At 60.8% G+C, this 25263-nt stretch carries 16 protein-coding genes; 8 read left to right on the top strand and 8 right to left on the bottom strand.

What is annotated here, in order from left to right; translation table 11 throughout:
- The first annotated feature begins 47 nt into the window (after positions 1-47).
- The 4 genes from LOY70_RS03650 to LOY70_RS03635 are packed head-to-tail and all read left to right on the top strand — an operon-like array spanning position 48 to position 13630.
- A complete protein-coding gene (locus LOY70_RS03650; RefSeq protein ID WP_265033398.1) occupies positions 48-2579 on the top strand; it encodes a Tc toxin subunit A in 2532 nt (843 codons plus the stop codon).
- A gap of 34 nt (positions 2580-2613) precedes the next feature.
- Positions 2614-6372 carry a neuraminidase-like domain-containing protein gene (locus LOY70_RS03645; protein ID WP_265033397.1) on the top strand — a complete coding sequence of 1253 codons (3759 nt, stop codon included), beginning with the start codon at positions 2614-2616 and terminating at the stop codon, positions 6370-6372.
- A complete protein-coding gene (locus LOY70_RS03640) occupies positions 6369-10844 on the top strand; it encodes a SpvB/TcaC N-terminal domain-containing protein (protein WP_265033396.1) in 4476 nt (1491 codons plus the stop codon). Before LOY70_RS03645 ends, LOY70_RS03640 begins: the two co-directional genes overlap by 4 nt.
- A complete protein-coding gene (locus tag LOY70_RS03635) occupies positions 10841-13630 on the top strand; it encodes an RHS repeat-associated core domain-containing protein (RefSeq protein ID WP_265033394.1) in 2790 nt (929 codons plus the stop codon). Before LOY70_RS03640 ends, LOY70_RS03635 begins: the two co-directional genes overlap by 4 nt.
- A gap of 6 nt (positions 13631-13636) precedes the next feature.
- On the opposite strand, the gene LOY70_RS03630 is transcribed toward LOY70_RS03635, so the two are convergent.
- The 4 genes from LOY70_RS03630 to LOY70_RS03615 all read right to left on the bottom strand — a co-directional run bounded on the left by LOY70_RS03630 (position 13637) and on the right by LOY70_RS03615 (position 17850).
- On the bottom strand, positions 13637-14005 hold the full coding sequence (locus LOY70_RS03630; RefSeq protein WP_123417347.1) for a glyoxalase superfamily protein: 369 nt from the start codon (positions 14003-14005) through the stop codon (positions 13637-13639).
- 133 nt (positions 14006-14138) lie between these two features.
- Positions 14139-15611: an N-acyl-D-amino-acid deacylase family protein gene (locus LOY70_RS03625; RefSeq protein ID WP_265033391.1), complete on the bottom strand. Its 1473-nt coding sequence runs from the start codon at positions 15609-15611 to the stop codon at positions 14139-14141.
- Position 15612: 1 nt separating this feature from the next.
- Positions 15613-16473, bottom strand: coding sequence for a MurR/RpiR family transcriptional regulator (locus LOY70_RS03620; protein ID WP_265033389.1), 861 nt, complete (start codon positions 16471-16473; stop codon positions 15613-15615).
- 27 nt (positions 16474-16500) lie between these two features.
- Positions 16501-17850, bottom strand: a complete 1350-nt coding sequence (locus LOY70_RS03615) for a gluconate:H+ symporter (RefSeq protein WP_025211690.1) — start codon at positions 17848-17850, stop codon at positions 16501-16503.
- A 399-nt stretch (positions 17851-18249) separates the two neighbouring features.
- Between LOY70_RS03615 and LOY70_RS03610 the strand changes: the two genes are divergently transcribed.
- On the top strand, positions 18250-19695 hold the full coding sequence (locus LOY70_RS03610; protein WP_265033386.1) for a SulP family inorganic anion transporter: 1446 nt from the start codon (positions 18250-18252) through the stop codon (positions 19693-19695).
- Positions 19696-19818: 123 nt separating this feature from the next.
- Here the strand turns inward: LOY70_RS03610 and LOY70_RS03605 are convergent, their stop codons facing one another.
- The 3 genes from LOY70_RS03605 to LOY70_RS03595 form a co-directional block, all read right to left on the bottom strand.
- On the bottom strand, positions 19819-20712 hold the full coding sequence (locus tag LOY70_RS03605; RefSeq protein ID WP_265033384.1) for an NAD-dependent epimerase/dehydratase family protein: 894 nt from the start codon (positions 20710-20712) through the stop codon (positions 19819-19821).
- Positions 20713-20814: 102 nt separating this feature from the next.
- Positions 20815-21726 carry a LysR family transcriptional regulator gene (locus LOY70_RS03600; RefSeq protein ID WP_265033382.1) on the bottom strand — a complete coding sequence of 304 codons (912 nt, stop codon included), beginning with the start codon at positions 21724-21726 and terminating at the stop codon, positions 20815-20817.
- Between the two features lie 76 nt (positions 21727-21802).
- Positions 21803-22393, bottom strand: coding sequence for an NAD(P)H-dependent oxidoreductase (locus LOY70_RS03595; protein ID WP_265033380.1), 591 nt, complete (start codon positions 22391-22393; stop codon positions 21803-21805).
- 198 nt (positions 22394-22591) lie between these two features.
- Here LOY70_RS03595 and LOY70_RS03590 point away from each other — a divergent pair, with 198 nt between their 5' ends.
- Positions 22592-22906, top strand: a complete 315-nt coding sequence (locus LOY70_RS03590) for a putative quinol monooxygenase (RefSeq protein WP_265033378.1) — start codon at positions 22592-22594, stop codon at positions 22904-22906.
- Here LOY70_RS03590 and LOY70_RS03585 read toward each other — a convergent pair.
- Positions 22896-23660: a sulfite exporter TauE/SafE family protein gene (locus LOY70_RS03585; RefSeq protein WP_265033376.1), complete on the bottom strand. Its 765-nt coding sequence runs from the start codon at positions 23658-23660 to the stop codon at positions 22896-22898. The two genes, LOY70_RS03590 and LOY70_RS03585, sit on opposite strands and share 11 nt — an antisense overlap.
- A 205-nt stretch (positions 23661-23865) precedes the next feature.
- Here LOY70_RS03585 and LOY70_RS03580 point away from each other — a divergent pair, with 205 nt between their 5' ends.
- Together LOY70_RS03580 and LOY70_RS03575 are read left to right on the top strand one after the other, a co-directional pair.
- A complete protein-coding gene (locus LOY70_RS03580; RefSeq protein ID WP_265033374.1) occupies positions 23866-24747 on the top strand; it encodes a LysR substrate-binding domain-containing protein in 882 nt (293 codons plus the stop codon).
- A gap of 98 nt (positions 24748-24845) precedes the next feature.
- Positions 24846-25190 (top strand): cupin domain-containing protein, encoded by a 345-nt coding sequence (locus LOY70_RS03575; protein WP_024781087.1) that lies wholly within the window; start codon positions 24846-24848, stop codon positions 25188-25190.
- Positions 25191-25263 lie beyond the last annotated feature (73 nt).

Here is a 25263-nt window from a genome sequence, read left to right as displayed (position 1 = left end):
GTTTCCCCTGGACCGCACATTCCGTTCGAACAGGAGATGGACAACTCATGGACGCAAGCAACGACTCACTGTTGCACCGGCTCATCGACGCCCCAATCGGCGTGGACAACGCCCAAGCCGATTTCAGGGCAGCCCTGCAGCGCATGGGATTGACGTCGGTCTTCGACGTCATGCGCATGGGCAAGGCGCAGTTCGTCCTTGAGCTGGGCAAGTACACCGACGTGGATGCCGGGCAGGTCTATGACCACGCCGCGAGCTATGCCCGACAGGTCAGTCGCCTGTATCAGGAGCACCTGATATCGCCCAGCGATACCCGGCGACGTGCCCGGCGCAGCCTGGGTTCGGACTCAACCTCGGCGCCCGTCAGCTATCAAGCGCTGTTCAACGAGCATTGGGATCAGTTCTGCAAGGAAGGTGACATCGCTGCCATCGACTCGCCCGTGGCCTATCTGCGGGCGCTGTATCTGTTTGCCGGCCAGCTGGAAAACGCCTCCCCATCAACCGACAAAATCACCCTGGAGCAACGGCGACCGGACCTCAAGGGGCTGATGCTCGATCAACAAAGTGCCTTCGTTGCGCGGCCAATGCTGGACATCGTCAATGACACCTTGCGCAGCGCGATCAAAGCCCATCTGGCAACGAGCGACAAGACCGTCCACCAGGTCCTGGCCAGCGAACACTACCCTTTCTCACTGCCCTACGACCTGCATCATCACCAGTGCCTGTTGGGGCTAGGCGCAAACAAACCGGTGCTGGGCGAACTGAATTATCGGGTGAGCCTGAAACTCCCGTTTTCACCAGGGGACTCACCTTACGGGCATGTTTCGCAATCCCATGTCGAGGCGCAAAGATTGTTGTCCGGGCTCAGTCCTGAGCAACAGAAAATCCTGCTCGCGCCAGCCAGTTCAGACCTGGACCTTGGCGTCCTGAAGAAAAACTACGGCACTGAAAATATCAATCGCCTGCACGACCTTTCGTTCTTCAAGGAGCGCACCGGGCTGACCACGGAACAGGTCGAGCAGTTGCTGGCACAAGGTGCATACAGCCCACGAACCTCGACCAGCAGTCCGTGTTCCACTTTTCCCCGCCATGGCGCCGCTTACATCAATGGGCCGGAATCGGAACCAGCCCTGGCGATCACCAAAGAGTTGAATGCCTTTGCCTACGCATCCCGCGAACGGTTCGCCCGCATGCAGCGAATGATCCGATTGCAGCGCTGGACCGATATTCCCGTTGCCGAACTGGACACGCTGATCGTCAGTGCCTTGCGCTCGGAAGGCAGCACGACGATGACGCTCAACACCAATACCTTGCGCACCCTGGGGGTCTATCGTTACCTGAACCAACGCCACGGCATCGCGCCGCAAGAGTTTGCGTCGTTACTGCACGACATGCCGATTGCTGCTTGCGGCCAGCAGGTGCCCTTGTTTGACCAGGTGTTCAATCGAACCCAATTGCTCGAACACCCGCAGGTGGAAGACCTGGTCACGACGGACCTGAAAACCTTCAGCTATCTCAGTGCTGGCCTCGGACTTCCCATGACGCAGGATTCGCTGTTGTTGCTGACGAAGCAGAGCGAGCGATACCTGTCTTCGTTTAAACATGATTTATCCACAGTCTCGTCACTCTACCGCCAGGCCCGTATCGCCCGAATGTTCGGGCTCTCTCCCTCCGAGTGCACGGCGCTGGCCCATTTATTGGGCGGGGAGGATTTCTGCAAAGCGTTGGTGACAGGGGCATTGAGTACTTCGCACGCCTCTGAGCCCAACATTCTCGATGTACTGATGGCGCTGGATTGGGCGGTCGACTGGCTCAAGCAGGACAACCGCGATGTCGCGTCATGGTGTCGTCTGTTCGATGTTATCGAAGACGACGTGCCGATGAACAAGAGCCTGGAAAAACGACTGTCGCTACTGCTGGCGGAAGATCCCCAGCCGAGCGGAGACCGGCATGTGGTGGAGACCCTGTTGCACGACCTCGCCGACTTGTCCGCGGAGTACTTCCCCTGTGTGATGCAAATGGCCGACGCCCATGCAACGACGATTGTCGCGGCCATCGAGAGCGCCCCAGGGAAAATGCCTGCATTGCTGGCGACGGTATTGCGCACGGCCCAAGCGTGCAAGGAATTGCACCTGAGCGGCAGCACCCTGCAGCAATTGATGAACAACCCGACCTGGCTGGCCACAAGCAGCACGGGAACGCTGACGCCTCAAACCCTGTATCTGCTCGAACGCTTCAGTCACTGTGCCCAGCATCAGGCCCGGTCAGAAGAGCATCTGCTGCATTACTTGCAGCTTGCCAACCAGGACACGCCGCAAGGCGCAGGCGAAGAAGCCAATAACCTGCTGGCCAACCTGCTGGACTGGAGCACTGACGAAGTCAGCTACCTGACCGCACACCTGGAACACAAACGCGCCCAGTCCATGGAAGCCGTGGATTGGGTCATGCGTTGCCAGGCGTGCTGCCAGCGCACCGGGCTGTCGGCCAGCCTGCTGCTCAAGGCAACCGCCCTCAACAGCGACAGCGAGACATCGGACTGGAGGACCGTCGGTGAAGCGCTAATCGCGGCCTGCCACTGACACGTCCTCCTTCCCCAACATTCAAGGATTGAATATGACCGTTGCCATAAAAAAGCAGCTTGATGAAAGCCTGCGCGATGCACAGTTAGCGCTCTATTTGCACAAGGTCGCACCCAACACCCTCAAGACGAAAAACCTGAAGCTCAAGACGGCCGAGGCGCTTTATGAATACTGGTTGCTCGATGTGCTGGTCAGCCAGGACGTGCCCACCACACCCGTGGCGTGTGCCATCGCCAGCCTGCAGCAATACGTCCATCGCATCCTGATGAACCTGGAACCCGGCTACGACTCGGCAAGCCTGGGTGCCGAGCACCTGGAGACCTGGCGCAACGAGCTGCATCAATACCCCACCTGGGCCGCCCATCAAAAGTTGCTCTATTTCCCGGCGATTTATCTGGACCCACTGCTGAGGGCCAACAAGAGCGACAACTTCCGGCAGCTGGAAAACGACCTCAATCAGAACCAGATTCAACCCGATGCGGTCCAGTCCGCGGTCACGGCATACCTGACCCGGTTCGAAGAAGTCGCCAACCTGAACATTCTCACTGGCTACATCGATGGCGAGGACTTTGCCAACAGCACTTACTATTTCATTGCCAAATCACGCTCCGAGAATAGCTATTTCTGGCGTTCGCTGAACATGGCTCAACGCCCAATCAACGGCACGCCACCGCTCTCGCCTGCCACCCCGCCGAAACTTGACCAGCCGGACCCTTACGCCTGGTCGGATTGGGAAAAAGCCAATGTGCCGATTTCCGAGAGCGCGGTCGAGCATTCGATAAGGCCGGTCTGGTTCAACAATCGTCTGTTCATCGTATGGGCCGAATGCATCCACCAGGACCCGGCAGCCATCCGTAACGCCTCTTCAACCTCACAATCGGCGGGCAACCATCCGCTATTGCGCTTGAGCCTTTGTTTCAAAAAAACGGATGGAAGCTGGAGCAGCCCGCGCGTTTGCCTGCAAGGTTATTGCGAGGACAACGCGCTTCGCAGCATGGAGCTGGATGCGATCAAGACATTGGTCGGCACTGTTGCTGTGCATTACCCCCAAGACTCACATGATTTGCTTTTTCTCGCTTTATGCGTCAGAGCGTCCCAAGCAAACTCATCTAACAACTTCATTTTCAAGAAAACGACTTACGTCGATAAAAATCTCGGCTTTGAACCCGGAGACACAGACACAACCAAAGAAAAGCCGGCAGAAAAACACCTTCCACACTTAAGCCACTATCGCATTCAAATAAAGGTTCCTCTCCACACGGAAGGCGAGCTCCCTTTAGCAGGGGTCTTCCTCGGTCAGAAGCTGACACCTGAGACCGCGCCTCCCGACATTACCGTCAAGAAGTCCAGCCTGGGCACCACCCAATTTCTCGATTTCGCCAACTCCGCTATCAGCGAAAACGATACCAAGGACAAAACGCGCCAGCCCATCAGGTTGAACACCGTATTCGCCGCAGAACTGATCCGTCGTACCGAAAACAGCCTGGATGCGCTATTTGATCAACAGACCCAACATCTATCGGAACCCGTCTTGCCAGGCGACGCCAACAAGATCGATTTCCACGGCCCATACGGACGTTACTTCACGGAGCTGTTCCTCTACGTACCGTGGCTGATCGCCCACCGGCTAAACACCGAACAACGATACGAGGAAGCCGAACGCTGGCTCAGACATGTCTTCGACCCCGGTCGCGGGCATGAGGGTTGTTGGAAGAGCGTGCCCCTGGTCGACAGCAATATGACGGCCTATCACGACCAGGCGCCCCACGACCCACATCAGATTGCCCTCAGCCATCCGGTGCACTTTCGCAAAGCGCTGTATTTCCTGTACCTCGACATCCTGATCAACCGAGGCGACGCCGCGTATCGTGCGCTGACACCCGATAGCCTCAGTGAGGCCAAGCTATGGTACGTGCGGGCGCTGGAGCTATTAGGTCCGCGGGCGGTCGTTCAGACGCTCGAACAATGGACGAGCATCAGCCTGCAAGCGTTGAGCGAAAGCCCCCATGAAAACCTGCGCTATTTCGAACGATCCCTGACCCGGTCCAGCGCCAGCCCCTCATTGCGCCTTCGTGAAAACCGTTCGCAATCGTCCTTGCCCACGATCGATACCCCGCATCTGCGCGTGCCATTCAACCCGGAGCTGCTCAAGCGCTGGGACATCACCGAAAGTCGCCTGTACAACCTGCGGCATAACCTCGACATCGTCGGCAAGCCGCTGCATTTGCCGCTGTTCGCTCCGCCGCTGGATCCTCGCGCCTTGCCCGGCGCCAACGCCCTGAACATTGCCGACAGTGCCGCGCCGGGTTTATCGCTCCCACACTTGCCGAACTATCGCTTCATGGTCATGCACAGCCAGGCACAGAGTGCCGTTGAAAGCCTCAGCCAGTTCGGCGCCACGCTGCTATCGCTGATCGAGCGCAAAGAGCAGGCTCAAGTGCAGGAGCTGCAACAACAGCAAGCCTGGGACCTGGCGAAAATCGCCGTCGACCTGCAACGCCAGGCACTGAAAATCGACCGCCACAACCGCCAGGCGCTGCTGGCCAGCCGCTCTATCGTCGAGGGACGAGCCCATCACTACCAGCATCTGCTGGACAAAGGCGTCAGTGAAGCCGAGCGGCAGGCCTGTCGGTTGTACTTGAGCAGTGGCGCAGCCGAACAGGTTGCGTCCGACTCCCAGGTCGTAGCAGGCAGCCTGATGATGACCCCTAACATTTTTGGCTTCAGCAATGGCGGCTCCCGTTGGGAAGGTGCGCTGCACGCTGCCGCAGCGATCGCCCAAGGCACCGCCATCAGCGACCGCACGACAGCGGCCCATCTCGAGCGGACGGCACAGTTCCATCGTCGTCGGCAGGAATGGACCCAGGCCCGTGACCAGGCACAGCTCGAACTGCTCCAGCTCGACGCACAACTGGCGCATGTTACCGAGCAGGAAACGGCCACGCGCCTGCAACTTCGCCTGGCGGAATCAAGCCTGGGCCAAGCCAAGACCAACTACGATTTTTTCCGCAAGCGCTTCACCAAAGCGCAACTGTACCAATGGCTGAACAGCCAGTTTGCCGCGCTCTACCGTCAGGCCTACGACGCAACAGTGAGTCTTTGCCTGGCTGCTGAAGCCTGTTGGCAGTATGAACTGGCGGATTTGAACAGACGTTTCATCCAACCCGGCACCTGGAATGCGACCTATCGAGGCCTCGCCATGGGCGAGCAGCTGAAGCTGAGTCTGTTGAACATGCAGGCCGAATACTTGCGCCGCAACGAGCGGGACCTGGAAATTCGTAAAACGGTATCGCTGCGTCAACTCAAGAGCAAAACCGCAACCAGCACCCTCAACAAGGAATGGGCGCAGATCCACGCCGACCTGCTGCAAGGCCAGTGCGAATTCGAGCTGACGCACGAGCTGTTCGAAGACGATTACAAAGACCAGCAGCATTACCTGCGGCGCATCAAAACCATCAGCGTCTCCTTGCCAGCCCTCGTCGGCCCCTATGAAAACATTCGGGCCACGCTGACCCAGACCGCCAGCAAGGTGTTCATGTCTCCCGGTGGCCGGTCCGTGGAAAGCCGCTACGCCCACCAGCAGATCGCTCTTTCCACGGGGGTCGACGATAGCGGTCTGTTCACCCTCAATTTCAACGATGAGCGCTACCTGCCCTTCGAGTACACCGGTGCGGTCTCCACGTGGTGCCTGACGTTCCCCAACCCCGAAGCCCAAAGGGACATGCTGGAATCACTGACCGACATCATCGTGCAAGTGAGCTACACGGCCCGGGCCGGCGGAGGTTCGCGATGAGTGAACACAGCACAATGCCTGTCAACGCGCCGTCATTGCCCAAGGGCGGCGGCGCCATCCAGAGCCTAGGCAAAGGATGGAGCGCCATCGGCGTCCACGGCACGGCGTCTTATGAAATCGCCCTGCCGATTTCCCCGGGGCGCGGCTTCGCCCCATCCTTGTCCCTGGGTTATGCCAGCTCGGTCGGCAACGGCGTGTTCGGTATCGGCTGGGGGCTGTCGCTGCCGTGCGTGGCGCGACGTACCAGCCACGGTGTACCGGCCTATACCGAGGAAGACGAGATCATCGGCCCCGGCGCCGTGGTGTGGTTGCCCGAGCGAGATCCGCAAGGCGCCATCCGCTCGACGCGCATCGAGCGCTACAACCGCCTGGCGCTGAACAAGACCTACGCGGTGATCCGCTACTTTCCGCGAATCGAAAGCCGCTTCGAGCGGATCGAGTATTGGTTGTCGGACAAGGAAAAACCGGGTTTCTGGCTCGTACACGATGCCGATGGCAGCCTCCATGTATTCGGAAAAAGCCCTTTGGCGCGTCGAGCAGACCCCCTGGATACCAGGCGTGTGGGCGAATGGCTGCTGGAAGAAAGCCTGAACGCCCACGGCGAGCACATCCTTTACCAATACAAGGCCGACGTAACGGCCCAGCGCTACCTGAGCCGGGTGTGCTATGGCAATTTCAAGGCCGATGCGGACCTCTACCTGTGGGGAGCGGACCGGCTGAAGGCTGTGCAATGGCACTTCGAATTGGTGTTCGACTACGGTGAACGGAGCACCGAATACCAACAAAAGCCGCATTATCAAGGCCACCAATGGCTGGCCCGTGACGATGCGTTTTCCAGCTTCGCCTACGGTTTTGAATTACGCACCGAACGATTGTGCCGCCAGGTCCTGATGTACCATCGTTTTCCGGGTGAATGGGGCCCTGCCCCTGTCCTGGTGCGACGCTTGCTGCTCGATTACCGGCAGACGGCCCTGGGTTATCACCAACTGAGCGCCGCCCACGACCAGGCATTCGGCGACTCGTCGACGATTGATAACCGCCCTCCTGTCGAGTTCAGCTATAGCGAGTTCACGCTTTCCAGTGTCTCCTCCTGGCAACAGATACAGACGCTCAACGAAGGCCCTGCTCATCAATGGGTGGACTTGTACGGCGAAGGCTTGCCCGGGTTGCTCTATCGAGGCGACGACGGCTGGTATTACCGCGAACCCATGCGGGCCAAGGCCAACAGCAACGAAGTGATTTATGGCCGACGGCAGGCGCTGCCCCGCATTCCCGTTGCCGATGCTGCAAAACCGTTGCATCAAACACTGATCGACCTCACGGGCGACGGCCGATTGGACTGGTTCATCGCCCAGCCGGGGTGGAGCGGTTTTTTCTCCCTCGGTCCCGAGCGGAACTGGTCACAGTTCGCCACGTTCAACGCGTTCCCCGCGGAGTTTTTCAATCCACAAGGGCAGTTGGCCGACCTGATGGGCGCAGGCCTCAGCGACCTGGCGTTGATCGGCCCACGCAGCGTGCGCGTGTACGCCAATCAACAGGAGAATGGTTTTGCGCCAGCTCGCCAAGTGTCCCGCGACGAGGAGCACGATGCGCTCCCACTCATCAGCGCGTCGCCCTCCGAGTTGGTGGCCTTCAGCGACATGCTCGGCAGTGGCCAGCAGCACCTGGTACGCATTCGTCACAACGAAGTGAAGTGCTGGCCAAACCTGGGTCATGGACGTTTTGGCAACGGCATCGTGCTGGGCTCGCCTGGCCTGGCATACGAAACCTTCGACGCCTCGCATATTCGCTTGGCGGACCTGGATGGCTCCGGCGCCACCGATCTGATCTATCTGCAAGCGGACCAGGCGCTGATCTTCATGAACCGCGCTGGCAATGGCTTCAATTCTCCCGTTGCGCTGCCCTGGCCCCAAGGCCTGCGCTACGACCCTCTGTGCCAGGTGAACCTCGTTGACCTGCAAGGCCTCGGTTGTTCAAGCCTGGTTCTGAGCCTGCCCCACAGAGGAAACCAACATTGGCGCTACGATTTCGTCAGCGCGAAACCGTACTTACTCACCGACACTGACAACAATATGGGTGCCGCCAACAGCATCCGCTACCGCAGTTCGGCGCAGGAATGGCTGGATGAAAAAGCCGAAAGAGTGGACGCCGACAGGCCCCGTGCCTGTCATCTGCCATTGGTCGTGCACGTGGTATCGAATCAAACCCAGTTGGACGAGATAACGGGCAATCGGCTGCTCCAGTCCTTTACCTATCGCCAAGGTTATTACGACGGTATCGAACGGGAATTTCGCGGCTTTGGCCTGCTGCTGAAAACCGACGAGCAGACCAACCCCGGTGATACCGAATCGCCAGGCTTCACGACGCCGTGCCTGACCAAGAACTGGTTTCACACCGGCCAGGCAGTGGATCTGCCCCGTATTGGTTATAGCCACGCGGATCCGCTCGCCGTGGCACCGGGCAAGACCTTGCTGAGCCAATACCAGCCTGAGATCGGGAGCGACACCCTCATTGCCTCGCCCACCACGGCGACCATCCTGGAAATGTCTCGCGCCCTCAGTGGCTATCTACTGCGAAGCGAGGTATTCGGAGTCGATGCACGCCAGGGCCGCAGAACGTTGTATTCGGTCCAGGAAAATCGCTATCGCATACGCCTGCTCCAAGCCCCCGAGGGCAACCGGCGCCATGCCCGGATGTTGCCGCTGCTGCTGGAGTCCATCCACTATCAGTACGAAGGCCTGACCGACGATCCGCAATGCCAGCACACCTTCAATCTGCAGTACGACGCCTACGGCTCGCTGACTCACAGCGTAAACGTCCATTACGCCCGACGTAAAACCCTCGACGATACTCCGCCGTTCAGTGACGCCGATCAGCAACGCTGGTGGCGCGATGCGCATGATCCGGCGCAACAGTTCCATTACCTGACGGAAACCTGCGCCGAGTACATCCATCTGCCAGCGCCCCAGGGCTGGCGACTGGGCCTGCCTTATCGCCAGCGGACCCACGCGCTGAAAAAGCCCAAGGCACCCGAGACCGGCGGGCTGAGCACACGGAACATGACCTATGAAAGGTTCATCGAACTCACCGGGGAAACCGCCTGGATAACCCAAAGCGTTCTGACTGGCCTGTCGGTGCAACGCTACAAGGACGCCAACACCGCAGAAACCTTGCCGGACGGCGTCGCCCACTTCGAAGCCCTGGGCGACCACATGGAAACTGCCGAGCTGGACGAAACCGCCTTGAAAGCGTTCCACCTATTGCCGCAAAGCTCCCGTCCGAAAGGAAAGTTGCTGGAACGAATCGGCTATCACCGCATGGAGGCCTTTGCGCCGACGGCGCCACTGCTCGACAAACTCTGGTCAGTCAAAAGTGGCTTTGCGACCTACGCGCCACTGGAAGGCTTCTACAAAATCCAGACCCAACAGGCGAGTGAAAGCCATGGCGTGACCACGTTCAGCTACGACAACTACCACTGCTTTATCACCGCGTTCAAACTGCCCGATGGCTGTAGCACCCAGGCACTCTACGATTACCGCTCGCTGCTGCCACGGCGCCTTACCGATCCCAACGGCAACATCCAGGAAAGCCTGGTTGATGCCTTCGGCCAAGTATTGGCCACGACGCTCTACGGTAACGAGAACAACATACCCGTGGGTTTCAAACCCATCGCGCAGTTCAAGCGGCCGCGTTTCAACAGTCCGACAGAAGCGATCGAACAGTGCCAGGACGCCTTGCAGGATGCCGCAACAGCACTCTATTACGCGCCCTTCAGCTGGATGGGTTGCGTGTCGAACGCCGCACTGGCGGACAGCGACTGGCTGGCGCGATGCGTGCTCAACCGAGACCTGCTGCCCAGCGGACATATCTGCGCGTCGGCCCGAACGCGCCTGGCGGATCTTCAAACACTCTGCGCCGACGACCTGAAACTGAAGAACGAAATGGATGCCGCAACGCGTGAGCCGGTGCACATCGCCGTACTGGAGGCCGACCGTTACCCCGATGACGACCAGCAACAAATCCGCCTCGCCATCACCTGCTTCGACGGCTTCGGTCGAACCCTGCAAAGCAAGCAACGGGTCGAGCCGGGCATGGCCTACGTCGTCACATCCCAGGGAGCACTGGCGCTCAAGGACAAAAAGCCCATGGAGCAAACAACGGCAACACGCTGGCGTGTCAGCGAACGAGTGGAATACAACAACAAGGGATTGCCGATCCGCCTCTACCGCCCTTACTTCGCCGATCAGCATCGCTACATCAACGATGCGTCCTTGCGGCAGTTCGGTCATTGCGACCAGCAGTTCTACGACGCGTTGGGCCGCCCCACCCGCAGGCGCCTGGCCAAGCAGGCCGGCCTCTCCTATATGCGGCGGCATACCCGCCATGCCTGGTACACCCTGGACGAGGACGAGAACGACACCCTGGAAGAGGTCATGGCCGAACAAACCTCGACGACCGGAGGTGAGGCATGAACCCAGGCATTCACCGCAGGACACCGACGCTCAAAGCTGTCGACAGCCGCGGCCTGCCCGTGCGGCAGGTCGCTTACTGGCGGGGCGACACAGAAGAACAATCCCAAGCGCGCATCACCCGCCAACACTACGACACGGCCGGACGACAGATTGCACAGTGGGACCCTCGACTGTTTGGCACGGCCCCCGAAGCCAACCTGACAACCGTCTACAGCCTTTCCGGCAAGCCGCTGTTGGTGAACAGCGTCGACGCCGGCTGGCACCTGAATCTCCCTGGCGCTGCCGGACAGATCGTGCACAGTTGGGACCAACGAGGAAACCATTGGCGCACGACCTACGATCACCAGCTAAGGCCGACCGCCATCCACGAGCAAGCACCCGATCAAGCGATGCGCCGAGTCGAATGCCTGCACTACGGCGACAGTTCGACAGAGTCCGCGGCGCGCAATCTCTGTGGTGCATTGGCCCGCCACGATGACAGCGCGGGCAGCCTGTTCATCCATGCCTATGCACTCTGCGCCAAACCGCTCAGCCAGACCCGGCACTTTCTTGTCGATGCCACGCAACCGGACTGGCCAGCCGAAGAAAAAGACCGCGATGCCCTGCTTGAAAAAGGCAATGGCTACGCAACGAGTTGGCGCTACGACGCACTGGCGCAACCCATCCAGCTGTCGGACGCAGCCCGGCATCAACAGCGCTACACCTTTGATATCGCCGGTCAACTCAAGTCCGTGGGGCTGAAAATACAAGGAGCCACGACCGAGAAAGCCATCGTGAAGGATCTCGTCTACAACGCGTCTGGCCAGGTCGAATCCCAGGTTGCCGGCAATGGCGTCATCAGTCGCGCCGCGTTCGATCCGGCCAGCGGCCGACTTCTCTCACTCAGCGCGGCGGTGTCTGGCAACACCTTGCAGGATCTGCACTACACCTACGACGCGGTGGGTAACGTGACACACATTGAGGACCGGGCCCAACCAGTGCAGTTCGGCAGCAACCAGCGGGTCGACGCCACCTGCACGTTCACCTACGACAGCCTCTACCAGTTGAGCAGCGCGACGGGCCGTGAAACGGCGGGGCTGACCAGCAATCCCGAACTCCCCGCCTTCAGCAGGACGCCGTTCGACGCCCGACAACTGTTCCCGTTTACCGAGCGCTACAAATACGACGCCGGCGGCAACCTGATCGAACTGCGCCATGTCCGCGACCGCAACAACTACACCCGGAAGCTGGAGATCGCCGCCTCCAGCAATCGCCGGCTGTCCTGGAACAAGGCTGAACACTACGATGCCAACGGTAACCCGCAGGTGCTCCATCCGGGCCGGGCGCTGGAATGGAATGCCCGCAATCAACTCGCCAGCGTGACGTTGGTGCAGCGCGCAGACGGCCGCCACGACCTTGAGCGCTATGGCTACGACAGCACGGGGCAACGGGTGCGCAAGGTCCAGGTCACCTATGCTTCGGCTGTGACCCATACCCGGGAAGTCCGTTACCTGCCGGGTCTCGAAATCCACACCCGCCAGCACGAACGCCTGGAAGTCATCACCCTGCAGGCCGGCCGTTGCGGCGTGCGGTACTTGCACTGGACCGAAGGTCGCCCGGCGGGCATCGCCGCCAACCAGACGCGCTACAGCCTGGACGATCACCTGGGTTCCAGCTCGCTGGAACTCGACGATGAAGGCTGGCTGATCAGCCAGGAAAGCTATCTCCCCTACGGCGGAACCGCTTGGGCTGCTTCCCGCTCAGCCGTGGAAGCCGACTACCGGACCCTTCGCTATTCCGGCAAGGAGCGTGACGCCAGCGGCCTGTATTACTACGGGCACCGGTACTACGCACCGTGGTTGCAACGCTGGATCAGTCCCGATCCGGCGGGGGCGGTTGACGGACTGAACCTGTATTGCATGGTGGGGAACAACCCGATGAGATTTACCGACCCTTCGGGCCTGATGAGGGACGAGGACTTCAGGGAATTCGAAACCTGGGGCCGGGCCCGTTCGAAGGAAATCATGGATTCGGCAAAAGGTAAGTATTCCTATCGCTTGATGCCGGATGACTACGATAAGACGTCCGATCAGTTTCTCAATCGCGGACTTCTGCGTCAGGAGTTTCTCGCCCACTCTTATGGCTACATCAAGACGGAAGAAGTCGGGCTCAGCGACTTCTTCAACCTGCCAAAACCTAAAGGCAGCATGAGGGGATACAAAGGCGTGGACCGCCGCTATGACGGCCGGGCCAGCACCCGCATACCCCAGCAATACTACTTGAACTACGGCACCTATCGGATCGGCAATACTGCTGAATACCTGGCCGATTTATCCAGCCGATACGCCGCCGCCAAAAATGACCTGTTCCACAATGTGGCCATAGACGAGGATGTTCTGAAGGACGCACCGACCCTGAGCCGGCTGAGCGATCAAGTCCATGAACTGCAACAACCGACACGGGACTGGATCGAAACCCATATCGCAAATATGGCTGGGATCATGCCGATACGTGCCGGAGGCCCCGGGGCTCATGCCGAAGTCCGGCTGGCGAATTCCGTGGTAGCGCTCTACCCGGACAGGGCGGAAAGGATGCTTTCCGACACCGCGATATTCACCGACACCCTGTTCAGGGGTAAAGCCCCGGAACCGTTTCCAGCCTGTATCAATTGCAGCGGCATTCTTCCAGCGCAAATCACGGTGCCGACCGGACGCACCCCCGTCGACTACGCGGGCTACAACGCTCGCGTCCAGCAGATAAACGCGGCACCACGTCCCAGCCCACGAGGCCGCCGGACCAGAAGATAATGTCAGTCAAACACTGATTGCATTGGTGAACACCAGGCGATTGCCGAACGGATCGACCACCGCCATGTCCTGGCTCCCCCAGGGCATGGCCTGGATGTGCGGGCGGGCGAAGGGGTATTGCTTAGCCAGCAATTGCGCCTGGAAGGCTTCCAACTCATCGGTCTCGATCCGCAGCGCCGAGCCTGGCGTGCAGTCGCCATGATGTTCGGACAGGTGCAGCACGCAATCGCCACGGGAGACTTGCAGGTACAGCGGGAAGTCGTCACCGAAACGATGTTGCCAGTCGACGGTAAAGCCGAGGAAGTCGACATAAAACGCCAACGCCTTGGCTTCATCGAAGATCCGCAGGATCGGAGTGGTTTTACCGAAGCTCATGGGTGACTCCCTGACTGAAAAGACCCAGTTTAGACGGGTTGAACCCATTGCTTCGGCCTTGGCCTCAGCTTCTTTAATGTCGCAGTGCCACCATCGAGGCGCAGATCCAGGAATAACTGGCTTGGCGGAGCTCTCACGCGCCACGCGACGAACTGAAGCCAAGGCGCAGATTCCCTTCCCGCGCCAGAAAACGCCCTTGCCTGCGCCCATTCGCCTGCCCCTCGCGATAACTCAGGACGCCGTTGATCCACACCCCATCGATGCCTTCGGCGGCCCGTTGTGGCGTGTTGAAATCGGCCACGTCGCGAATGGTTTGCGGGTTGAACAACACCAGGTCCGCCCAGTGTCCTTCACGAATTTCGCCACGTTCCTTCAGACCGAAGCGCGCCGCCGACAGACCGGTCATTTTGTGCACGGCGGTGTGCAACGGAAAAAGCCCGACGTCACGACTGAAATGTCCCAGCACCCGTGGGAAAGCGCCCCACAAGCGCGGGTGGGGGAACGGGTCTTCGGGCAAACCGTCGGAGCCGACCATGGACAGCGGGTGGGCGAGGATCCGTCTAACGTCGCCTTCGTCCATGCCGTAGTACACCGCCCCAGCCGGTTGCAGGCGACGTGCCGCCTCCAGCAAAGAGACGTCCCATTCGACGGCGATGTCGGCGAGGTCGCGACCGCCCATGCCCGGATGGGCGGTCGACCAGGTGATGGTGATGCGATGGGCATCGGTCACTTGCTTGAGATCCAGGGTCGAGGAGCTTGCCGCGTAGGGATAGCAGTCACAGCCGACAGGATGGGTTTTTGCGGCGTTTTCCAACGCCGCAAGCACCTGCGGACTACGCCCCCAGTTACCGGCGCCCGCGCACTTGAGGTGAGAAATAATCACCGGGCTCTGAGCGTGACGGCCAATCTGGAACGCCTCGTCCATGGCTTCGAGCACCGGTTCGAATTCGCTGCGCAGGTGGGTGGTGTAGACCGCACCGAACGCACTCAATTCTTCGGTCAGTTGCATGACTTCGTCGGTGGACGCCGAAAAGGCATTGGCGTAGGCCAGGCCGGTGGACAAGCCGAGCGCCCCCGCCTCCAGGCTTTCGCGCAGTTGCCCACGCATGGCCGCGATTTCCCCCGCGCTGGCGGTGCGCAACAAATCCTCCATGTGGTTGCTGCGCAGGGCCGTGTGGCCCACCAGTGCGGCGACGTTGACGGCGGGAATCGCCGCTTCCACCGCCGTCCGATAATCGGCGAAGCGTGGGTAGGCGAACGCCTGGGCGGTGCCGAGCAGGTTCATCGGATCCGGCGGATCGCCCCGCAGGCTGACCGGTGCAGCGCTGATGCCGCAATTGCCGACGATCACCGTGGTCACCCCCTGGCTGAGCTTGGGCAGCATCTGCGGTTGGCGGATGACCACAGTGTCGTCGTGGGTGTGCACATCGATGAAGCCCGGCGCCAGCACACGGCCAGCGGCGTCGATTTCTTCAATCGCCCGGGCATCGTCCAGGTTGCCGATGCGCTCGATGCGCCCGGCGCGAATCCCTACGTCGGCGTTGTAGCCGGGGGTATCGCGACCATCAATGACCAACGCGTTGCGAATAAGGGTGTCGTACTGCATGTCAGTCTCCCAACGGCAGGTGATCATCACCGCCGCGGTAATCGTCCAGGGCGAGCTTGACCCGCCGCAGGCGTTCTTGATTGTCTTCGGGGTGGGCCAATGCGAGCTCGGTGGCGAGCACGTCGATGGCCAGCAGCATGCCGTAGCGCGCCGCCGTGGGTTTGTAGATGAACGAGGTTTCGGCGCCTTGCAGGGGCAGCACCACATCGGCCAGTCGGGCCAAAGGCGAGTCGACCCGGGTGATGGCCAGGATCGGCGCACCGTAGCTGCGGGCCAGCTCAACCGCGCCCAACAATTCCGGGGTGATACCGGTGAGTGAGCAGGCGATGACCAGATGTTCTTCACTCAACGAAGTGGCGGTGATGCGCATCATCACCGGGTCGCGGCAGGCGGCAATCGGGTAGCCAAAACGCACCAGCCGTACCTGCAACTCTTCACCGCACAACGCCGACCAGCCACCCAACCCAAATGCATGAACCATCCGCGCCTTGCCGATCATCCGCACGGCATCGCTGAACCGTGATTCTTCGAACCCCGACAGATGCTGACGCAGGGTCGCCTCGATATCGCCGACGATCTGCCCATAAAACGCCGATTGCTCGGGCGCCCCGGCCGGGTCAAGAAAGCGGCTGCCGACACCGCTGGCCTGGGCCAGTTGCAAGCGCAGGTCGCGCAGATCGCGGCAACCGACAGTGCGGGCGAAGCGCGACAGTGTGGCGCTGCTGACTTCGGCGCGCTGGGCCAGTTCATCCAGGCTGGCGGAAGCGGCAAAGCCGACATCGTCGAGCATCAGCCGGGCGATTCTGCCTTCGCCGGCGCTGAAGGAATCCTGGCGGGAGCGGATCTGGTAAAGGATGTCCATGACGGCTCCTGTGAAATTGCGTTGCGCTCAGAGCAAGCGCGAAAGGCCGAGGGTCAGGCCGAACGCGACCACGGAGATCAGCGTTTCGAGCACGGTCCAGGTCTTGAAGGTTTGGGCAACAGTCATATTGAAGTATTCCTTGATCAGCCAGAAGCCGCCGTCGTTGACGTGGGAAAAGATAACCGACCCGGCTCCCGTGGCCAGCACCAGCAGTTCTGGATGGGGATAACCCAGGCCGATCGCCACGGGCGCGACGATGCCCGAAGCCGTGGTCATCGCCACTGTGGCCGAGCCCGTGGCGACGCGCATCAGTGCAGCGAACAGCCAGCCCATGACCAGCGGCGACAACTGGAATTCCTGGGCCAGGCCGACAATCTGCTGCGTGACCCCGGCGTCCACCAGGATCCGGTTCAAACCACCGCCTGCACCCACCAATAAGGTGATGCTGGCCGTCGGTGCCAGGCATTCGTTGGTGAACTTGAGGATCGACTCACGGTTGAAGCCCTGGGCCAGGCCGAGGGTCCAGAAGCTGAGGATGGTGGCCAGCAGCAAGGCAATCACCGAGTTGCCGATGAACAGCAGGAACTGGTTGAAACCGCTGCCGGGAGTGGAAATCAGGTTGGCCCAGCCGCCGATCAACATCAGCACCACCGGCAGGAGAATAGTCCCCAGGGTGATGCCGAAACCCGGCAGCCTGGCACGCGGCTCACGGTCGAGAAATTGCCGCTCCAGCGGGTTTTCGGCCGGCAGCTGGATGCGCGGCACGATGAATTTGGCGTACAGCGGACCGGCGATGATCGCGGTGGGGATGCCGATCAGGATCGCGTACAGCAAGGTCTGCCCCACCGAGGCCTGGAATGCCTGCACCGCCAGCATCGCCGCCGGATGAGGCGGCACCAGGGCATGGACCACCGAAAGCCCGGCGACCATCGGCAGCCCCACCATCAGGATCGACACGCCGACACGCCGGGCGATGGTGAACGCGATGGGCACCAGCAATACAAACCCGACTTCGAAGAACAACGGCAACCCGACCAGAAAGGCGATGCACACCATCGCCCAGTGGGCGTTGCGCTCGCCGAAGCGTTCGATCAGCGTCTGCGCCATCCGCTCCGCCCCGCCGGACTCGGCCATCATCTTGCCGAGCATCGTCCCCAGGGCGACCACCAGCGCGATGTGCCCCAGCGTCTTGCCGACACCCGCCTCGTACGCCCCCACCACGCCTGACGGCGGCATCCCGGCCAGCAACGCCAGGCCGATGGAGACCAGCGTAATCACGATGAACGGATTGAGCCGGTAACGGGCGATCAGAACGATCAGCGCAATGATGGCGATGGCCGCGTAGACCAACAGCCAATAACCGAAAGCAGGTGCCATGCGTTACTCCTCGAATGGGGTCACGTCGATGTGTTGTGAAACTCATAAATCATTTCGACGAGGAATCTTCAAACCCACTGAAAGTAATTTTCGTGCACAGACAAGAAATGTCGCTGACGGACATCGCGATGTAGCAGCCATGAAAATCCCGCCCAGGACTTTCATCCCCTGTGGCGAGGGGATTTATCCCCGTTGGGCTGCGCAGCAGCCCTAAGGCATTAGGCTCAATCTTACTGGCACACCGAGTTGCCTGGTTTGGGGCCGCTTCGCAGCCCAACGGGGATAAATCCCCTCGCCACAGACGGGTGGCCGCCTCGCACTCAATTCCGTACCATCCGCAGCTGTTTTTGCATCACGTCCCGGCAGCCAACGCTCAACCGGTGCCCAGTCAGGTAAACCATGAAACCAGCACGCCTTCGCGCCGACGTCCTCGCCGGCCTCACCACGTCCTTCGCCTTGCTTCCCGAGTGCATCGCCTTCGCCCTGGTGGCCCACCTCAACCCGCTGATGGGGTTGTACGGCGCCTTCATCCTCTGCACCCTCACCGCCCTGTTCGGCGGACGCCCGGGCATGGTGTCGGGCGCGGCGGGTTCGATGGCGGTGGTGATCATCGCGCTGGTGGTGCAGCACGGCGTGCAGTACCTGCTGGCCACCGTGTTGTTGGGCGGGCTGATCATGCTGGCGTTCGGGCTGTTGCGGCTGGGCAAGCTGGTGCGGATGGTGCCGCACCCGGTGATGCTCGGCTTCGTCAACGGCCTGGCGATTGTCATTGCGCTGGCCCAGCTGGAGCATTTCAAGATTGACCAGACTTGGCTGAGCGGCGACCCGCTGTACCTGATGGTCGGCCTGGTGGCGCTGACCATGGCCATCGTCTACCTGCTGCCGCGCCTGACCCGTAGCGTGCCGCCGGCCCTGGTGGCGATCCTCGGCGTCGGCCTGGCGGTCTACCTGCTCGGCCTGCCGACCCGGACATTGGGCGACATGGCCCACATCGCCGGCGGCTTGCCGGCCTTTGCCTGGCCGGACATTCCCTGGAACCTGAAAACCCTGCAGATCGTGGCGCCCTATGCGGTGATCATGGCGATGGTCGGCCTGTTGGAAACCCTGCTGACCCTGAACCTGACCGATGAAATCACCCAAAGCCGCGGTTATCCAGACCGTGAATGCGTGGCTCTGGGCGCGGCCAACATGGTCTCCGGGCTGTTCGGCGGCATGGGCGGGTGCGCCATGATCGGCCAGACGATGATCAACCTCAGCTCGGGCGGGCGCGGGCGATTATCGGGTGTCGTGGCCGGGGTGATGGTGTTGCTGTTCGTGTTGTTCCTGTCGCCGCTGATCGAGCGGATCCCGCTCGCCGCACTGGTGGGGGTGATGTTCGTGGTGTCGCAGCAGACGTTTGCCTGGGCCTCTCTGCGGGTGATCAACAAGGTGCCGGTGAACGATGTGCTGGTGATCATCGCGGTGACGGTCATCACGGTGTTCACCGACCTGGCCATCGCCGTGCTCTGCGGCATCGTCATTGCGGCGCTCAACTTCGCCTGGCAACAAGCCCGGGAGCTGTACGCCGACACGCACCTGGAGGCCGACGGCAGCAAACTCTATCGCCTGCACGGCACGCTGTTCTTCGCCTCGACGACGCCGTTCCTCAACCAGTTCGACCCGGCCAACGACCCCGCCCAGGTGACTCTGGACTGCCGTCACCTGAGCTTTGTCGATTACTCGGCCATCGCCGCGCTCAAGACCTTGCGTGAACGCTACGGCAAAGCCGGCAAGCATCTGCGGGTGTATCACCTGTCCGAGCGCTGCCGGCAGATGCTCAAGCGGGCGGGCGAGCAGCACGACTGAAGCAACACCTGTGGGAGCGAGCTTGCTCGCGATAGCGGTGGTTCAGCTAACTTCACGACTGACTGACCCGGCGCCAATCGCGAGCAAGCTCGCTCCCACAGGTCCTCGACCCACCGATGGCACTCACACCATCTCAGCAAGAATCCACTCCACCACCGAGGTCCGCTTCGGTGTCCAGCCGAGCAGCTCACGGGCATTTTTACCCCGCACGCGGCTGTTGGAGCCCAGGCCATAATTGGCCATTTCGTAGCCCCACTCGGCCTCGGCATCGGCCAGCGGCCAATCTTGCGGTTCACCAAGCTTCAGTGCACGGGCCATGGCGGTGGTCATGTCGATGAACGAAGCCTCGCCGCTTTCGACAAAGTAGAACGTGCCAGGCTGGTTACGGGTCAGGGCCAGTTTGTATAACTCGACCACGTCCTCGATATGCACGTTGGACCAGATGTTCTGCCCCGGCCCGACATGCCGTACCACCCCACTTTTACGCGCCTGTTTGAGCAGCCGCGGCAATTGCACGCTGTCACGCTTCACGCCCAGGCTGTGGCCATAGATCAAGGTGTTGCAGATCACCGCCGAGTTCACACCTTGCTTGGCGGCATCCAGGACCAGATTGTCGATGGCGACACGGGCCGCTTTGTCGATGGTGGGTTGCGGCAGCTTGCCTTCGTAGTAGATATCCTCGCTGGAGCGACCGCCCGAAGCATCGCCGACGATGCTCGAACCGCTGGTGTGCAGCAGCACTTTGTTCGAACCCTTGAGCCCTTCGATCAAGGCCTCTACCGCACCGCGATGATCGCTGCTGGCGGCATTGATCACCGCGTCGGCAGCACGTGCCTGTTCGGTGAGCAGCTTGCTGTCTTCGAGGGTGCCGATGACCGGCTTGATGCCCAGTGCAGTCAGCTCGCCCGCCTGTTCGGCGCTGCGCACCAGACCGGTGACTTGATGCCCGGCACGTACCAGGCCGGTGGCGATGGAACCGCCGATAAAACCGGCAGCGCCGGTGACGAATACGTTCATGGACGAACTCCTTGGCAAATCAGTGATGGGACGAGTATCGGGGACCGATCCTTGGCGAAACAGTCCACATTGCCCAAATCACTCTTGCCTGGAAGTCACGAATCAGCCCTTGAATTCCCGCGAGGCGTATTCAGCGAGCTTGCCCTGGATGAAGTCCAGGAAGCACTGGATCCGCAACGCCAATTGCGAGTTGCGGTAGTACACCGCATTGATCGGCTGGCGGTATCCGCTGTTGGCGTCGGCCAGCAACACCTTCAGCCGACCGGCCTGGATGTCGTCACGGGTCATGAAATCCGACAGGCAAGCGATGCCCTGCCCTTGCAACGCCAGGTGGCGCACGGTTTCGCCACTGGAGGCGCTGATGGCGGGCTGGATCGGCCAGCGATCGCCGTGTACATGGCGCAGCGGCCACTGATTGAGCCCCTCGTTCTGGGCAAAGCCCAACAGCGCATGACCTGCCAGCTCGGCGACGCTCGAAGGCGTGCCGTGTTGCTTCAGATAAGTTGGACTGGCCAGGATGTGCAAGGGACTGCACCCCAGGGACCGGGCATGCAGCGTCGAGTCAGTGAGGGTGCCGATACGAATGGCGATGTCGGTGCTTTGCTCCAGCAAATCGATGATCAAGTCGTTGCTGTTGAGTTCGAGCTGGATGTCCGGGTAGAGCCGGCGAAACTCTTCGATGTGCGGGACGATGGCGTGCAGCATGAACGGTGACGCCGCGTTGATCCGCAGGCGCCCCGCAGGATTTTTCTGGCGGGACGACAAGCGCTCTTCCAGCTCGTCCATCTGGTCGAGGATGCCCTTGGCCTGCTCGAAGAAATACTTGCCCTCTTCGGTCAGGTCCATGCGCCGGGTCGTGCGGTTGATCAACGTGGTATCGAGCTTGGCCTCCAGGCGCGACAAGGTGCGACTGACCGCCGACGGCGTCTGCCCGACCTGCTCGGCGGCGGCGGAGATGGATCCGCACTCGATCACGCAGACGAAAATCTGCAATTCGTCGGATCTGGCTTTCACGGGTGTCCTCTCATGGAATGCAACTCAATGCCACAGATGCATCACTGTCTTCAGGTAGGCCCCGATACTAGCCGGATTACCGCGAAAGGCCGAACACCTCACGCAAATGCTGCTCATAGCGCACCACATCAGCCTCGATGTTCGGACGCTTCATCACGTCCACACACAGGAAAGTCGGCAGGCCGGTCATGCCCAGGAACTGGTTGGCTTTGTGAAATGGAAAATACACAGCGTCCACGCCCGTGGCTTCGAAAAAGTCGGTCGGGTCGTCGAAAGCTTGCTGCGGGGCGTTCCAGGTCAGCGACAACATGTATTGCTTGCCCTGCAACAGACCACCGCTGCCGTACTTCTGCGACGCGTCGGAGCGGGTGCGGCCGTCGCTGGCGTAGAGGCTGCCGTGACCTTCGGTGAAGACTTCGTCGATGTACTTCTTGACGGTCCACGGCGCGCCCATCCACCAGCCGGGCATTTGATAAATGATCACGTCGGCCCAGAGGAACTTGGCGACCTCTTCCTTGATGTCGTAGCCGCCGTCGATGAACGTGGTTTTCACGTCAAGACCGCCTCGGTCCAGGACGCTGAGGGCAGTGTCGTGGAGTGTCGCGTTATAGCGACCGTCGGAATGAGCGAATTGTTTACCGCCGTTGAGCAGCAGGATTTTTTTCATGGGGAGCCTCATCGGGTTCCACGGATGGGCCACTGCATGGCCGCCAGGTGGAAAGGTTGAAAACGATGGCGGCAGAGTACCGATGAGCCTCGCGCGGAGTAAGCGTCGGCACGGCAAAACTGATTTGACCAAAACGCACGAATCAACGGCTGATTGTTGCCGTAGGATTCAGCCGAATTTCATTTCAGGAGACGCCCAATGAGCCAAATGCACGGATTCATCCTGCACGCCAAGACCCGTCCGGAAAAAGCCGAAGCCTTCGAAGCGCTGTTTCGTGCCTATGTCGAGCCAAGCCGCGCCGAGCCCGGCTGCATCGAATATCACATGCTGCGGGACCAGCAAGACCCGACGCTGTTTATCTTCTATGAGATCTGGGCCTCCCAGGCGCACCTGGACGTGCACTCGAATCTGCCGCACATGAAGCAGTTCCTTGAGCAGCGCATGGATTACCTGGAGCGCGACTTCGAAATCCGCCGCGTCGACATGCTCAGCCCGTCCTCGGCTAGCCGCTGATCAGCAGATGCCCGCCGAGCACGCCGAGGCCAATGAAAAATACCCGCTTGAACAGCACGGCGCTGATTCGCTGACGCAGCCATTGTCCCAGCCACATCCCCAGCAGCGCCGGCACCAGCGTCAGCACTGAAGCGCTCAATTCGCCACCACCCAAGGCGCCGCGCCACAGCAGGCCAGCCGCCAGCGCCAGTGTCGAAACGGTGAATGACAGGCCCAGGGCTTGCACCAGTTCATCCTTGCTCAAGCCCAGCGCTTGCAGATAGGGCACCGCCGGAATGACGAACACGCCGGTGGCGGAAGTGATGATGCCGGTGAGCACTCCGCAGAGCGGGGCCAGCCAGGCCTCTGCATGGGCGTCGACTCGCAACGTAGGCAGACACAACCCACTCAGCGCATACAGCAACAACGCCCCGCCCAAGGCCCGCACCACCCAGGCCCCTCCTGCCATGCCGATCCACAGCGTACCGAGGCCGGTGCCGACGAAAATCGCCAGCAGCAGCGGCCACAGGCGCCGGACCAGCGCTTGCAAGTGGCCGCCAAAAGCCAGTTGCCAGACGTTGGTCAGGGTCGCCGGAATGATCAGCAACGCCGCAGCCTGCGCAGGAGCCATAGCCAGCCCGAGCAACCCCATGGAAATGGTCGGCAGGCCCAGGCCGATCACCCCCTTGACGGTGCCGGCCAGTAGGAAGGTGCCGATGACCAATAGGGAAAGGGCCAGGCCGAGGTTTTGATAGAACGCGATGAGTGTATTCATGGGCCTATCGTGAGTGTTGGGTGGCGGTTTGAAAATCTGCCATATACTGAGGGTGCCTCTCTCCCAGCAAGAGGCTGAGAACTTGTCGATGCTATCGCGAGCAAGCTCGCTCCCACAGGAGATCGCATTTCAAATGTGGGAGCGAGCTTGCTCGCGATAGCGATGCATCAGTCCCCACAGAAAACCGGCACAGGATCACCTGCCCATGCACTTCGACCTCACCGACCTGCGCCTTTACCTGAACATCCTCGACACCGGCAACATCACTGCCGGTGCGACTCGCAGCCATTTGTCCCTGGCAGCGGCCAGTGCGCGAATCCGCGCCATGGAGGCGTCCCTGGGCATCGGCTTGCTCGAACGCGGCCGACGCGGTGTCACCCCCACGCCAGCCGGCAAGGCCCTGGCGCAACATGCCCGGGTGTTGCTGCAACACGCCGAACACTTGCAACAGGATCTGGCCGAGTACGCCCAAGGCGTCAAAGGCCAGGTACGGCTGTTGTGCAACACCAGCGCCATGACCGAATACCTGCCCGAACTGCTGGCCGGTTTCCTCAAGGGCCATGCCAACCTCGATATCGATCTACAGGAATTGCCCAGTTCACGAATCACCCATGCGCTGCGTCAGGGCACGGCGGACCTGGGGATCGTTTCCGACGCGGTGGATACCGATGGCCTTCAGACCTGGCCGTTTCGCGACGATCCACTGGTCTTGATCCTACCGTCCGGACATCCCTTGGCTGACGGCCGAGCGCTGAGTTTCAGCGAAACCCTGAGCCATGATTATGTCGGCCTGAACGCTTCCAGTGCCTTGGCCATCTACCTCGAAGAGCAGGCACTGCACACCGGCCTGCGCATGCAAATCCGCATTCGCGCCGACGGTTTCGATGGGGTGATTCGCATGGTGGCCCACGGCGCCGGTATCGCCATCGTGCCGAAAGCAGCCATCGCCCGGCGCCCACCCGAGCCTGCGTATCAATGCGTCCCGCTGCGGGAGGCCTGGGCGCACCGGGCGTTGCTGCTGTGCGCGCGGAACTTCGAAGGTTTGCCGGCCTACGCCAAGGCCCTGGCGCGGCATCTGGCCGAGTGATGCGCGCTTCTGGATAGCCGAGTGTCGAGTACAGACATCTATCCGCTCGTGCGGCGCGTTAGGGTGCCTGTTCTCTTCTGCCCCCTTTCGGAGTTCACATGACCGCACCCATCACCGTCCTGCGCGATACCCACCCGCTGCCCGTACTCGACGCCTGCAAATGGGAAAAACTCGAAGGCGACCCGCACACCGTTAATCTCAACGCCTACACCAGCGAAGACGGCAGCAAGATCATGGGCACCTGGATCTGCACACCCGGCAAATGGTATGTGGAGTATGTGAAGTGGGAATACTGCCATTTCCAGGAAGGCTACTGCATCATCACTCCGGAAGGCATGGAACCGATCCACCTGCGTGCCGGTGACATTTTCGTCATCGAGCCGGGCATGAAAGGTACTTGGGAAGTGGTCGAGACCGTACGCAAATATTTCGTCTTTGCCTGATGCAAAAAACCGAGAGACCACCCGACATGGTCTCTCGGAAAGCAACTGTCAGATTGCACCAACTTCCGTGGCA

It is taken from the genome of Pseudomonas sp. B21-054 (assembly GCF_026016345.1).
Taxonomy (GTDB): Bacteria; Pseudomonadota; Gammaproteobacteria; order Pseudomonadales; family Pseudomonadaceae; genus Aquipseudomonas.
The sequence above is the reverse complement of the archived record's forward strand: the minus strand, read 5'-3'. Positions and strand labels throughout refer to the sequence as shown.